General features: G+C 70.3%; 12 protein-coding genes. 3 read left to right on the top strand and 9 right to left on the bottom strand.

Annotated features, from left to right (window positions below):
- Positions 1 to 118 precede the first annotated feature (118 nt).
- Together KV100_RS08755 and KV100_RS08750 are read left to right on the top strand one after the other, a co-directional pair.
- Positions 119 to 1,540, top strand: coding sequence for an APC family permease (locus KV100_RS08755; protein WP_220342588.1), 1,422 nt, complete (start codon positions 119 to 121; stop codon positions 1,538 to 1,540).
- Positions 1,537 to 2,421, top strand: a complete 885-nt coding sequence (locus KV100_RS08750; RefSeq protein ID WP_220342587.1) for a universal stress protein — start codon at positions 1,537 to 1,539, stop codon at positions 2,419 to 2,421. Before KV100_RS08755 ends, KV100_RS08750 begins: the two co-directional genes overlap by 4 nt.
- A 42-nt stretch (positions 2,422 to 2,463) precedes the next feature.
- Here the strand turns inward: KV100_RS08750 and KV100_RS08745 are convergent, their stop codons facing one another.
- From KV100_RS08745 to KV100_RS08735, 3 genes are read right to left on the bottom strand one after another with little or no spacing between them, the layout of a single operon-like run.
- Complete coding sequence (locus KV100_RS08745) at positions 2,464 to 3,645, bottom strand: CaiB/BaiF CoA-transferase family protein (RefSeq protein ID WP_220342586.1); 1,182 nt, start codon at positions 3,643 to 3,645, stop codon at positions 2,464 to 2,466.
- 29 nt (positions 3,646 to 3,674) lie between these two features.
- Positions 3,675 to 4,481, bottom strand: coding sequence for a class I SAM-dependent methyltransferase (locus KV100_RS08740; RefSeq protein WP_220342585.1), 807 nt, complete (start codon positions 4,479 to 4,481; stop codon positions 3,675 to 3,677).
- Positions 4,478 to 5,836: an SLC13 family permease gene (locus KV100_RS08735; RefSeq protein WP_220342584.1), complete on the bottom strand. Its 1,359-nt coding sequence runs from the start codon at positions 5,834 to 5,836 to the stop codon at positions 4,478 to 4,480. The genes KV100_RS08740 and KV100_RS08735 overlap by 4 nt, the downstream gene beginning before the upstream one ends.
- Positions 5,837 to 5,936: 100 nt before the next feature.
- Between KV100_RS08735 and KV100_RS08730 the strand changes: the two genes are divergently transcribed.
- Positions 5,937 to 6,605 (top strand): FadR/GntR family transcriptional regulator, encoded by a 669-nt coding sequence (locus KV100_RS08730; protein WP_220342583.1) that lies wholly within the window; start codon positions 5,937 to 5,939, stop codon positions 6,603 to 6,605.
- A gap of 9 nt (positions 6,606 to 6,614) precedes the next feature.
- Here the strand turns inward: KV100_RS08730 and KV100_RS08725 are convergent, their stop codons facing one another.
- The 6 genes from KV100_RS08725 to KV100_RS08700 all read right to left on the bottom strand — a co-directional run bounded on the left by KV100_RS08725 (position 6,615) and on the right by KV100_RS08700 (position 13,195).
- Complete coding sequence (locus KV100_RS08725; protein WP_220342582.1) at positions 6,615 to 7,655, bottom strand: LacI family DNA-binding transcriptional regulator; 1,041 nt, start codon at positions 7,653 to 7,655, stop codon at positions 6,615 to 6,617.
- Positions 7,652 to 9,076: a GH1 family beta-glucosidase gene (locus KV100_RS08720; protein ID WP_220342581.1), complete on the bottom strand. Its 1,425-nt coding sequence runs from the start codon at positions 9,074 to 9,076 to the stop codon at positions 7,652 to 7,654. The genes KV100_RS08725 and KV100_RS08720 overlap by 4 nt, the downstream gene beginning before the upstream one ends.
- Complete coding sequence (locus KV100_RS08715) at positions 9,073 to 9,984, bottom strand: carbohydrate ABC transporter permease (protein WP_220342580.1); 912 nt, start codon at positions 9,982 to 9,984, stop codon at positions 9,073 to 9,075. Before KV100_RS08715 ends, KV100_RS08720 begins: the two co-directional genes overlap by 4 nt.
- 10 nt (positions 9,985 to 9,994) lie before the next feature.
- Positions 9,995 to 10,906 (bottom strand): carbohydrate ABC transporter permease, encoded by a 912-nt coding sequence (locus tag KV100_RS08710; RefSeq protein WP_220342579.1) that lies wholly within the window; start codon positions 10,904 to 10,906, stop codon positions 9,995 to 9,997.
- A gap of 113 nt (positions 10,907 to 11,019) precedes the next feature.
- Complete coding sequence (locus KV100_RS08705; RefSeq protein WP_255560565.1) at positions 11,020 to 12,261, bottom strand: ABC transporter substrate-binding protein; 1,242 nt, start codon at positions 12,259 to 12,261, stop codon at positions 11,020 to 11,022.
- 268 nt (positions 12,262 to 12,529) lie between these two features.
- Positions 12,530 to 13,195: an Ltp family lipoprotein gene (locus KV100_RS08700; RefSeq protein WP_220342577.1), complete on the bottom strand. Its 666-nt coding sequence runs from the start codon at positions 13,193 to 13,195 to the stop codon at positions 12,530 to 12,532.
- Between the last annotated feature and the right edge of the window lie 236 nt (positions 13,196 to 13,431).

The following is a 13,431-nucleotide window of genomic DNA, read 5'->3' as shown; positions in this document are numbered from 1 at the left end:
CCGTTCGGTACCCGAGCGCCGCGCGCACCATGCGTGACGCCGGTTACTGCCGTTCCGACGCCGTCCCGCCGCCGCACTCCGGCTTGCGGGGCGGTCGTGACCGTGCCTTTGATCGGTCATGGCCGAGTCGTTCGCCTCACAGATCTTCCGACGGATGCCGGTGGGTCGGCGGCCGCACGCCGAGGAGGGCCTCAAGCGCACGATCGGGCTCGTCCAGCTGATCGGCTTCGGGGTGGGGGCAACCGTCGGGACGGGCATCTTCTTCGTCCTCACCACCGCCGTCCCCGATGCCGGCCCGGCCGTGGTCGTGTCCTTCGTGATCGCCGCGGTCACCGCCGGGCTCACGGCGCTCTGCTACGCCGAGCTGGCCGGGAGCGTGCCGGTGTCGGGGTCGTCCTACTCGTACGCCTACGCCACCCTCGGCGAGGTCGTCGCGATGGTCGTGGCCGCCTGTCTCCTGCTCGAGTACGGGGTGTCGGCGTCAGCCGTGGCCGTCGGCTGGTCGGAGTACCTCAACCAGCTCCTCGACAACCTCTTCGGGGCCACCATCCCGCACGACCTGTCGTACGCCCCCGAGGCGGGTGGCATTGTGAACCTGCCGGCGATGGTCCTGGTCGGCCTTTGCGCGATGCTGCTGATCCGCGGCGCCAGCGAGTCGGCCATCGTCAACACCGTCATGGTGGCGATCAAGGTCGGTGTGCTGATCCTCTTCGTGGCGATCGCCGCCACGGGCTGGAGCACCGACAACCTGAGTGACTTCGCGCCGTTCGGCGTCGCGGGGATCCAGGCGGCGTCGGCGACGATCTTCTTCTCCTACATCGGGCTCGACGCCGTCTCGACCGCCGGGGACGAGGTCAAGGACCCGGCGCACACCATGCCGAGGGCCATCATCTGGTCGCTCCTCATCGTCTCGATCCTCTACGTCGCGGTGGCTCTGACCGCGGTCGCGGCGCAACCCTGGCAGGACTTCGAGGGACAGCAGGCCGGGCTCGCGCAGATCCTCGAGAACGTCACCGGGTCCACCTGGCCGAGCACGGTCCTCGCCGCAGGGGCCGTGATCTCGATCTTCAGCATCACCCTCGTCGTGATGTACGGCCAGACGCGCATCCTCTTCACCATGGGCCGCGACCGGATGCTGCCACCGATCTTCGCCCGGGTCAGCCCGCGGACCCTGACCCCCGTCCCGAACACGATCATCGTCGCGACCGTGGTCGCGATCATCGCCGGATTCATCCCGCTGGACTGGCTCTTGGACACGGTCAGCATCGGGACGCTGGTGGCGTTCATGGTGGTCGCGGCAGGTGTCATCATCCTGCGGCGACGCGCCCCCGACCTGGAGCGGACGTTCAAGGTGCCGTTCCACCCGGTGCTGCCGCTGCTCTCCATCGCCGCCTGCCTCTATGTGATCACGGGCCTGGACCTTGTCACGTGGCTGGTGTTCCTGGGATGGGTCTCGGTGGTCCTGATCTTCTACTTCGCCTACGGCTTCAAGCGCTCGACGCTGCGGAGCGCCGACGGGGACGAGGAGGCACGGTCATGACGGTGGTCGCGGCGGTCGGCCCGGACGGACGTGGCTCGAACGCCGTGCACCTCGCGGGCCGTCTCGCCGCGTCGACCGGGGAGGATCTGGTCCTCTGCTGCGTCGTGGCCGACGCGTGGGGACGGGGCACTGCAGCCTCCGGCGCTGACGCGGACTGGCGGCGGCACCTGGAGGCGATGGCCTCCGAGGCGGTGAGCAGTGCTCGCGAGGGCCTCCCTCCGGCGGTGGTCTCGGACGTCGTCGTCCGCGCCGCCCGGTCCGTCCCGCGCGCCCTGGTCGAGGAGGCGGAGCGCGTCGAGGCGTCGATGCTCGTGGTGGGCTCCTCGGGCGACGCGAGGATCGGTCATCTGGCGCTCGGCAGCGTGGCGAGCTGGCTGCTGCACCGCGCGCCGATGCCGGTGATGGTGGCGCCACGGGCCTTCTGGTCGGAGTGGAGCGACCGGGTCGAGCGGATCGTGCTCGCCGTCGACTCCGACGAGGGCGTGGACTCGGCCGTCGGTGGCACGGTCGCCCTGGCGAAGCGGGCCGGCGTGGGGATCGCCCTGGTCACGTTCGGGGTACGGCGGGTGCCGGCGTTGCCGGACGGGGGAGGCCGTCGCGCCGACGACGACGTCTTCCGGGCGTGGCAGGAACGGGTCACCGCCGTCCAGGACCGTGCCGCGGCGCTGCTCGAGAGGGAGGGCGCCGAGGTCACCGACCTTCTGGTCGCGGTCGGCGACTCCTGGCGCAGCGCGGTCGACCGCGTCCGCTGGCTCGAGGGCGACCTGTTGGTGATGACGTCGAGCCGCGAAGGACCGCTGCGCCGGATCTTCCTCGGATCCAATGCGCCGCGGATCATGACGCGCGTCCCCGTCCCGGTGGTGACCCTGCCGCGCCGGTGATGCCGGTGACGCCGGCGGCGCCGGCGGCGCCGGGCTGCCCCGTCACCTCGGCGGCGCGGCCTCCGCGGCCTCGGCCGCGTCGAGCCAGGCGGCGACGGAGGCGTTGTGCTGTCCGAGCCGCGGCGGAGGCAGGTGGTGCTCGCGGCCGCCGGCGAACGCGTTGTCGTCGAGCCGCAAGGAGGGCCCGGGCAGCTGCACCGTGCCGAGACTCTCGTGCTCGACGTCGATCACGAGACCCTGCGAGAGCGTCTGGGCCCAGGTGTAGACGTCGTCGAGCGTCCTCACCTTGCCCGCCGGGACGCCGGCCTCGGCCAGCCGCGCCAGCCACGTCTCCGCACCCTCGTCGGCGAACCTCTCCTCCACCACCGCGGTGAGGTCGTCTCGACGCCGGACACGGTCCGGGTTCGTCGCGTACGGTGCGGCGGCAGGGTCGAGTCCGATCAACGGTGCGAACCGCGCCCACAGCCCTTCGCTGCCCACCGCGATCTGCACGGGGGCGTCGGCCGTACGGAACAGCCCGTACGGGGAGATCGAGGGGTGGTGGTTGCCCATGCCTTGCGGCACCTCGCCCGCGACGGTCCACCGGGTGCCCTGGAACGCGTGCACGCCGACGATGCTCGCGAGCAGGCTCGTGCGGACCACCCGTCCCCGCCCCGTGGTGTGGCGCTCGTGCAGCGCGGCCACCACCCCGTACGCGGCGTTCATGCCGGCCAGCAGGTCGCCGATCGGCACGCCCACCTTCGTGGGCTCCTCGGGCGAGGGGCCGGTGAGGCTCATCAGGCCGGCCTCGCCCTGCGCGATCTGGTCGTAGCCCGCGCGGCCGCCCTCGGGACCGTCGTGGCCGAAGCCCGTGATCGAGCAGACGACCAGGCGCGGGTTGAGCTCGTGGAGGTGCTCCTCGGAGAACCCGAGGCGCGCGAGCACGCCGGGGCGGAAGTTCTCGAGGAGCACGTCGGATTGCCGGACGAGCCGGGTGAGCAGCTCCTTGCCCTCGCTGCTCTTGAGGTCGGCCGTGACCGACTCCTTGTTGCGGTTGCACGAGAGGAAGTAGGTCGATTCCTCGTCTCCGGGCTCACCCACGAACGGCGGACCCCATCCGCGCGTGTCGTCACCGCCCGGCGACTCGACCTTGATCACCCGGGCGCCCAGGTCACCGAGCATCATCGCGGCGTGCGGCCCGGCCAGGGCGCGGGTGAGGTCGAGGACGACGATGTCTGACAGCATGCGGTGCTCCTTGGCTGAGGGACAGCGGATCACGGGCGGTGGGCGACGGTGAGCTCCCAGGTCTGGGTGAACCAGACACCATCCTCGCGCTCCTCGGGGTGCAGACCCGTGGGCGTCCCTCCGGAGAGCTCCTCGGCGAAGGCCGCACGCACGCGGTCGGCACGGTCGGACGGGGTGCGGGCCTGCTCCAGCCAGGGCTCGAGCAGCCGGACGTACGCGCGCCGGGCGGTACGGTCGACGACGGCGCCAAGGTCCCGCAGGAGGGCGGCGACCTCGCCGAGGACCGGCGTACGCAGGTGCGAGTCGTCGCGCCACCTCTCGATCGCGTCCTGGTGGGCCGCGACCGCCGGGTCTCGCGGTGCGGCGAGGTCGTGGACGACGAGTCGTCCGCCCGGCCGCACGGCGTCGACCATCGCGCGCAGCATGCCGACGGGATCGGGGACGTGGTGCAGCGAGAACCGGGTGACCGCCACGTCGACGCTGCCCGGCGCGACGACCGGCGCGGTGGCATCGGCGAGGACGAACGCGACGTTGCTCAGCCGCTCGGCCGCGGCGGCGCGACGCCCACGATCCACCATCGCGGCCGTGGTGTCGACGCAGGTGACCTCGGCGACGTGCGGGGACAGCGCTCGCCCGATCAGGCCCGTGCCCGCAGCCAGGTCGAGACAGCGGTCGGCGGGGCGAGGATCGACGGCCTCGATGATCCAGTCGAGCGTGGAGGTGAACGCCGCGTTGAGTGCCGGCTGCTCGAACGTCTCGGCCTGGACGGTGAACGACTCCCGCAGGCGGGCGGCGTGGTCGCCGCCCGCCGGTCGGGCTTCGTGCTGGTCGCTCACGCGCTCGGGAGGACGAGGACGGCCCACGTCACGATCGGGGCGACCACGACGATCGACATGCCCCACTGCATCAGCCGCTTGAAGACGAGCTCGCGGTCGGCCTCGTCGGAGTTCGCCACGATCAGCGCGCCGTTGGTGGAGAACGGGCTGCAGTCGACCACCGAGCTGGAGATCGCGAGGGCGGCGATCAGGCCGATCGCGCTGACCTGGTCGGTGAGCAGGAACGGCACGGCCAGCGGGATGAGGGCACCGATGATGCCTGTGGTCGACGCGAAGGCCGACACGACCGCACCGATGAAGCAGATCAGCAGCGCCGCGACCAGCGGGGCACCGACCTCGGCGACGCGGTCGCCGAGCCAGGACACGACGCCGTGGTTCTGGAGCAGGTTGACATAGGTGACGATGCCGCCGACCAGGAGGATCGTGCCCCAGCTGATCTTCTCGACGGCTCCGCGGGCCGACGGGGGGAAGAGCAGCGTCAGGGCGACGGCCACGGTCAGGGCGGTGAAACCGACGTCGAGGTCGAAGGCGAGAGCTCCGATGATCAGCGCGACCAGGCCGAGGAGAGTCGTGGAGCGCTCGAGGTTGAGGCGGGTGTCGTCGTCGATCGCGTCGGGGCCGTCCTCGTGGCCGAGGCCGCGCTCGACGACCGAGCCGGGCGTCCCGGTGACCGGGACGCGCGTCGCCGACGAGCTCGCCGCGCCGGCGGTCGCGCCGATCTCCGCGAGCGCACGCTCGTCCTTGCCGCGCCGGATGAGCTCGCGGCCGCCGAACGCGACGTAGGTGATGGCCGCGACGACGAACGCTGCGAACAGCGCGGCGAGGAAGAGGAACGTCGGGCTGCCGTCGAGGTCGTTGGAGTCGACGACCCCGTTGGTGATGCTCCCGAAGATGCCGATCGGCGAGAAGCTGCCGCCCGTGGCGCCCTCGACGACCATCATGCCCATCATCACGGGATGGATCCGGTAGCGGTGCGCGAAGCCCATCGCGACGGGCGCCACGATCGCGACCGCGGCGGGGCTGACCGCGCCGATCCCGGTGACGACCGCGCAGACGAAGAACATGGCCCACGGCACGAGCGCGACGCGTCCCCGCACCGCCCGGACGGCGCCGTGGACGATCCAGTCGACCGTCCCGTTGTTCTTCGCGAGCGCGAAGAGATAGGTCACGCCGACGAGGATCACGAAGAGGTCCCCGGGGAACCCGCTGATGATCGTGTCGGTGTCGTCGCCGAACACGCTCAGGCCGACGATGAAGGCGGCGACGAGGGCGAGCGCGCCCATGTTGATGCTGCGGACGGTCGCGATCAGGAAGACCAGCGCGAGGGCGGCCAACGCGATGATTTCGGTGGACACGGGGGACCCTCCCAGGTGAGGTGATCAGTGTGGTCCAGACCACAGTTACAGTGGCCTAGCCTCTGGTCCACGTCCGCAAAAGTCAAGTACCCTCGGTGCCATGAGCAAGGCCGAGGGTCGACGCAGCGGGCCCGGACCCGTCGCCCGTCCGCGGCTGTACGAGCACCTCGCGCAGCACATCTCTGACTTCATCGAGGCGCAGGGTCTGGTCGCGGGAGACCGGCTTCCTCCCGAGCGTCAGCTCGCCCGCGACCTCGGGGTCAGCCGCGCGACGCTGGCGCAGGCGCTCGCGGCGCTGGAGACGCAGGGGCGGGTCGAGGTGCGGCACGGAGTCGGCGCGCTCGTCCGGGAGTCGCCGACCGGTGCCGAGGACCTGTCCGGCCGCATCGCCACGCGTCCACGCCCCGACGTGGCCGCGGCTCGGGAGGCGGTGATGGCCGGCATCGCCCGCGCTGCGGCGCAGCACCGCCAGAAGGCCATGCGGATCGCGATGCTGGGCGACGACGGGACGGTGCCGGCGTTCGGGGAGGTCTGGCGGTGCGTCCGCAAGCTCGCCGGCGACACGCTGCTCGGTGACCTCGACGACCTCCTCGCCGTGCAGACCGCCGAGCCCGAGGAGTCGCCACAGCTGCGGGAGCGGCTCGAGGTCCTCGCGGCCGCCGTCGTACGCGGCGACGCAGAGTCGGCCGGGCTTGCGTGCTTCGGGCTTCTGGGTGCCTCGGCCGTGACATCCGGGACCGACACGTCGGACGAGGCCCTCACCACCTGATCCCGCGGGTCAGGACGAGCCGCGCACGACCAGGCTGGTCGGAAGCACCACGCTGCGAGGGCTCGCCCCCTCCGGGTCGGCGAGGCGGGCGAGCAGCATCTCGGCCGCCTCGCGCCCGAGCAGCTCGACCGGCTGGTTCACCGTCGTGAGCGGAGGGTCGCTCACCGCAGCCATCGGTGAGTCGTCGAACCCGACCACGGCGACCGAGTCCGGGATGGACCGACCCGCCTCACGCAGCGCGCGGAGCGCGCCGAGCGCCATGGGGTCCGACGCCACGAACACCGCGTCGAGATCGGGTCGGTGTTCGAGCAGCTGACGCATCGCCCGCCAGCCGCCGAGCTCGGTGAAGTCGCCGGTCGCGACGAGGTCGGTGTCGAAGGGGACACCGGCGGCGTCGAGCGCCTCGCGGTAGCCAAGGAGCCGGTCGCGTCCAGCCTGCATGTCCGGGGGACCCGCGATCGTGGCAACCGTCGTACGCCGTCGGGCGAGGAGATGGGCCACGGCGGCACGGGCACCCCCGACGTTGTCCACGTCGACCCAGCTCTGACCGTCGTCGCTCGGCGGCCGACCGCCGAAGACGAGGCGCAGACCGCGCTCGCGCAGTCGTTGGGGAAGGTCGTCGCCCTCGTGCTGCGACAGCAGGAGGGCGCCGTCGACGTGCTGCGGGCTCAGGTACGCCGCGGGCTCGTCGCGTCGCTCGGCCGCTCCGTGCACCAGCACGAGCACCAGCTGACGGTCGCGCTCGTCCATGACGCTGGAGATGCCCCGCACCACCCCGGCGAAGAACGGCTCGCTGAACAGCCGCTCCTCCGGCTCGGAGATCACCAGCGCGATCGCGCCCGTCCGTCGCGTGACGAGCGAGCGCGCCGCCTGGTTGGGGACGTAGCCGAGATCGGCCACGGCCTTCATGACGGCGTCGCGCGTCTGCGGAGCCACCGACGGCGAACCGTTGATGACCCGCGACGCCGTCCCGCGTCCGACACCGGCGAGCGCTGCGACCTGCTCGAGCGTGGGGCGCTTCGTCGTCCCGTCCGCCCGGCTGCCCGTCATGGGCCCAGTATCCCGTTCGGCAGCTCCGTACCGTTGCGGTGCGTGGCAAGAAGGTCTGCGTACCAGCGTGCGCTCGCCTTCGGCGTCCGCTGCTGGGTCGCGTAGTCGACGTGCACGAGCCCGAACCGCTTGTCGTAGCCGAACGCCCACTCGAAGTTGTCCATCAGCGACCACGCGAAGTAGCCGCGCAGGTCGACACCGTCGGCGATGAGGCGAGCGATCGCACCCAGGTGGTCGCGCAGGTAGGCGAGGCGCGCCTCGTCGTGCACGGCGCCGTCGGCCCCCATCACGTCCTCGTAGGCGGAGCCGTTCTCGGTGACGACGATCGGCACGGCGGGATAGTCGTCGTGCACGCGGCGGATGACGTCGTACAGACCATCCGGGTCCACCTCCCACCCCATCGCGGTCACCGGGAAGCCGCGCGAGAGGAACTCGACCCCCGCTGACCCTGGGTAGGCGCCCGGCGCGACGACGTGACGGGTGTAGTAGTTGATGCCCAGGAAGTCGATCGGCGCCGCGATGATGTCGGTGTCACCGTCACGCACGAACTCGAGCGCGCTGGTCGAGCGGACGTCCTCCACGACGTCGCTGGGGTAGCCGCGCCCGAAGACAGGGTCGAGGAACCAGCGGTTGGAGATCCCGTCGATGCGGCGGACGGCGTCGTCGTAGGCCGCCCGGTCCGGGCCGTCGTAGGTCGGGGGGACACCGGGCGAGGTCGGGTAGAGGTTCAGGGTGATGCCGAACGGCACCGCGGGTGCCGCCGCCCGGACCGACTCCGCCGCCAGGCCGTGCCCGAGGAGCAGGTGGTGCGAGGCGGCCAGCGCGGCCGTGCCGTCGCGGCGACCCGGTGCGTGGACCCCGCTGCCGTAACCGAGGAACGCCGAGCACCACGGCTCGTTCATCGTGATCAGCCCGCTCAGCCGGTCGCCGAGGGCGTCGGCGACGAGGCCGGCGTACTCGGCGAAGCGGTACGCGGTCTCGCGGGCCGGCCAGCCGCCTGCCTGCTCGAGCTCGACCGGCAGGTCCCAGTGGTAGAGGGTCGCCCAGGGCGGGATCCCGTTCTCCAGCAGCGTGTCGACGAGGCGGTCGTAGAACGCGAGGCCGCGGGCGTTCACGGGACCGCGGCCTCCCGGCTGGACGCGCGGCCAGGCGATGGAGAACCGGTACGCCCTCAGGCCGAGGTCGCGCATCATCGCCACGTCGGACGGCATGCGGTGGTAGTGATCGCAGGCGACCTCACCGGTGTCACCATTGTGCACGCGGCCGGGCTCGGCGGAGAACACGTCCCAGATGGACGGCGTCCTCCCGTCCTCGGTGACCGCGCCCTCGATCTGATAGGCCGCTGTCGCGGCGCCGAACGTGAAGTCCGGAGGGAACGCCGTGGCGAGCGTGGTGAGCGGCTCTGTGACGAGGTCGGTCATGCCTTGACTCCACCTTCCATGATTCCGCCGACGATGCGGCGGCCGAACAGGACGAAGACGAGCACCAGGGGCACGGTGGCGAGCAGCGTGCCCGCCATCACCAGCGCCTGGTCGGTGTAGTAGCCGCCCGAGAGTCGCGACAGGGCGACCTGGACGGTCGGGTTCTCCGGCGAGAGTGTGAGGTAGGGCCACATGAAGTCGTTCCACCGCTCCATGAAGGTGAGCAGGCCGAGCACGGCGACCGCGGGGCGCAGCGCGGGAAAGATGATCTGGGCGAAGATCCGGAAGGTGGACGCGCCGTCGACGCGGGCTGCCTCGATGAGCTCGTCGGGGATGGCTTGGATGATGTACTGACGCATGAAGAACACGCCGAACCCGGTCACGAGGAAGGGCAGCACCGCCGACCACAGGCTGCCGGCGAGGCCGACCCAGCCCATGAGCATGTAGAGCGGCACCAACCCCAGCTGGACCGGCACCATCATCGTGCCGATCACCGCGAGCAGATACACGTTCTTGCCGCGGAAGCGCAGCTTGGCGAACGCGAACCCGGCCAGGGCCGACAGCGTGACGACGGTGATCGTCGCGACCAGGGAGACAAGCAGCGAGTTCAGCAGCGCCTGGGCGAAGACCACGTCGGGGTTGTCGAACACGCGGGTCACGTTGTCGCGGAGCTCGCCTCCCGGGGTGATCGGAGGGGGGTTGCTCGTGATGTCGCTGTTGGGACGCGAGGCCATCACGACCATGTAGTAGAGCGGGGCCACCGACGCGATCAGCACGAAGGTGAGCGTCAGGTAGGTCAGCGGCGAGGCGCGGTGGAGCCGGGAGCGGCCCCGTCTGCGGTGCGGGGGCTCGTCGGGCTCGTCGACGAGCTCTGGCAGCGCGACGGATGTGGTCAAGGGTGTCGTCATCGGATGCTCCTCAGTCGACCGATCGGATGCGGCGTACGAGCAGGGAGTTCACGAGCGACACCACCACGATCACCACGAACAGGATCCAGGCGATCGTCGCCGCATAGCCGAAGCGCTGGCCGGTGAAGGCCTGCTCGACGACGTACATCGCGCTCGTCTGGAACTGCCGGGTGTCGCCACCGGTGATCGAGTTCGCTCCGGGGTTGAAGAGGAGCGGCTCGGTGAACAGCTGGATCCCGCCGATCGTCGAGACCGTGACGACGAACATCAGCGTGGGACGCAGCATGGGGATGGTGATGGACCAGAACTGCCGGGCTGCGGACGCGCCGTCGAGGCGGGCCGACTCGTACAGGTCCTTGGGGACCGCCTGGAGTGCCGCCAGCAGGATGAGCGCGTTGTAGCCCGTCCACCGCCAGTCGACCATCGTGGCGATCGCGATCCACGACGGGAGGCGCTCCTGGTTCCACGCGATCGGCTCGACGCCGACCAGACCGATCAGCCAGTTCACGACCCCGAAGTCGCGGGCGAACATCATCGTGAAGATGATCCCGACCGCCGCGACCGAGGTCGCGCACGGGATGATCACGCCGATCCGCCAGAAGGTGAGGGCGCGCAGGCTGGAGTTGAGCACCTGGGCGAGGGCGAGCGCGGCGATCAGCTGGGGGATCGTGGCGATCAGGAAGATCGCGAAGGTGTTGAGCAGACTGTTCCAGAAGTAGCCGTCAGCGAGAAGCTCGCTGTAGTTCTCGAGCCCGACCCACCCCTCGTTGCCGCCGAGCAGGCTCCAGTCGTGGAGCGAGACCCAGAGGGTGTAGACGAGGGGGAACGCTCCGAAGATCCCGAAGAGGATGAAGAACGGGGCGATGAAGAAGTACGGCGCGCCGTGGATGTCGATCCGGGCGAGCCGGTCGCGCAGGTGCATGTCGGGCTCCTGGTCCGAGGTGGAGAGCTGGACACGTGGTGCCCGCGCCACGGTAGGGGGCGCGGCGCGGGCACCACGGGCGTGAGGGCTCGCCGGTGCGAGCCGTGCCGGACCTACCCCGCGACCTTCTCGGCGTCCTTGACGGCCGTGCTCCATCCCTCGCTCGGGCTGCGCTTGCCGTTCTCCACCGCACGCATCGAGTTCTCGACGGCGTCACGCACGGGTTGGTTCTTCGCGCCGAGGAAGACCGGCTCGAGGTTGGCCGCGCCGGCCACGAACAGCTGGCCCACCGGTGCGTCGCTGAAGTACGGGTTCGTCGCTTCCTTGAGCGCGGGATCGTCGTACAGCGTCGGGTTGGAGGGGAGGTTGCCGACCGCGTTGAACGCGGCGAGCTGTCCGTCGGCGCTGCTCAGGAACTTCACGAGCTTGATCGCGATGTCCTGGTTCTCGCTGGCCTCCGGAACGGCCAGCCACGAGCCGCCCCAGTTGCCGGCACCGCCGGGGACGGTCGCGATGTCCCACTTGCCGGCGTTCGCGTCACCGGCCTGGTCCTTGATGTAGCCGGTCATCCAGGCGGGACAGGCGATCGTGGCGAAGTCGCCGTTCTTGAAGCCGGCGTTCCACTCCGGCGAGAACGACTTCAGCTCGGCCGAGATGCCCTTCTCGTCCATCTCGAGCGCCTTGTCCCACGCGGTCTTGATCGCGGGGTTGCTCTCGATGACGAGCTCGCCGTCCTTGTCGAAGTAGGTGTGGTCGGCTCCCTGCATGAGGATGGAGTTGTAGGTGTTGGTGGCGCTGTCGATGAACTTCGACTTCTGGCCCTTCATGCCCGCCTGGAACTTCTGGCCGGTGGCGATGAAGGCGTCCCACGTCGGCCACAGGGCGGCCACCTGCTCGCGGTCGGTCGGCAGGCCGGCCTTCTCGAAGAGGTCACGGCGATAGCACATCGCGAGCCCTCCGACGTCGGTGCCGAGCCCGATCGTGGTGGAGCCGTCGGCGGTGGTGGCGCCCTCGAACTTCCACGGGAGGTACTGGTCCTTGAGGTCGTTGGCCCCGTGGTCCTGGAGGTTGACGAACTTGTCGGCGCTGGCCAGGAAGTTCACCGCCTGGCCCTCCTCGATCGCGACCACGTCTCCTGCGCCCGTCCCCGCGGCGATCCGCTGGGTGAGCTGCGTGTTGTACTTGCCGAGGTCGCCCTCGGCGGTCTCGACGATCTTGACGCCCGGGTTCTCCTTCTCGAACTGCTTGTAGAGGTCGGCATACCCGAACTTGCCGAACAGGTTCACGCGGAGCGTGACGTCCTTCCCGGACTCGTCGTCGCTGTCCCCGCCGCACGCGGCGAGCGACGACATCATGACGAGCGCTGCTGCTGAAGCCAGCAAACGCGAACGGCGTGTGTGTGACACGGTGATCCTCTCCTTCGCCGCCCCCGTCTGATGGGAGCGCTCCCACAGACACTGTGATTGCCGTCACAGATTGCGTCAAGGATCTTGGGAGCGCTCCCATGACTCGTTACACAACCGTGACACGGGAGTGAACGAGGGGAGAAGAGACGAGTGCGCCCGACCGGCGGCGTTGCTGCCGGTCGGGCGCGGGTGCTGCGGAGTGTCGAGGACGCTGGTCTCAGAGGCCGACCTTCGTGACGGCGTACTCGGCTTCGGCCTGCGTGAACCCTTCGCCGGCCGAGGACGTCAGCTGGTCGATCAGCCCGCTCCGGGAGAAGCCCCCGAGCTCGACGTAGGACTCGGCCGCCTCCACGGCCTCCGCCTTCCAGTCGGCGTCGACCGTCGTGACGGCGTGCTCGGCCTCGGCGCGCGTGAACCCCTCGCCGGCCGACGAGGAGAGCTGGCCGATCAGGCCCTTCTTGGAGAAGTGTCCCGTGTCGAGGTAGGACTCGGCGGCCTCGACCGCCTCCGCCTTCCAGTCGACGTCGACGTGGTTCACCGCGAAGCGTGCGTCCGCCTTCGTGAAGTCGTCGGCGTACGACGAGGACAGCTGGCTGATCAGGCCCTTCTTGGAGAAGTGTCCCGTGTCGAGGTAGGACTCGGCGGCCTCGATCGCCTCCTCCTGGCTCTTGGTGTACGACGGCTTCGGCGCTGCGTTCCCCTCCGATGTGGTCGAAGAGCCGGTCGTCGTGGATCCGGCCTCGCTCTCCTCCCCGCTCGAGACGGCGATCACTCCCACCACCACGAGCGCGAGGGGGATGATGAAACGCTTCTTGCGGTACCAGGGACGCTGAGCCTTCGCGTACGCCTTGGCGGCAGCACGCTGAGCCTTGGCGTCGTCCACTCGCGGACTCTCCTGAGTCGACGACGGGGCAGCGTTCGGCACTTCTGACTCCTCTCTTTGCGGGGCCGACCGAGTTCCTGGCGCGCAGGACTCGCCCAGCCCGGTCTCATGGCTTCTCCTCTGGAGACCACACAGGTGTCGCTCGTCGTCGACGAGCCGCGCGAAGGCGCGTCCCGGGCGGTCGCGGCACCCACATCGCCGACCGCCACTGCTGGGCGGGGGAGGGGTCCCTGGCG

It is taken from the genome of Mumia sp. zg.B21 (genome assembly GCF_019550855.1).
Classification (GTDB): domain Bacteria; phylum Actinomycetota; class Actinomycetes; order Propionibacteriales; family Nocardioidaceae; genus Mumia.
This window is presented reverse-complemented; position numbering and strand designations above follow the sequence as displayed.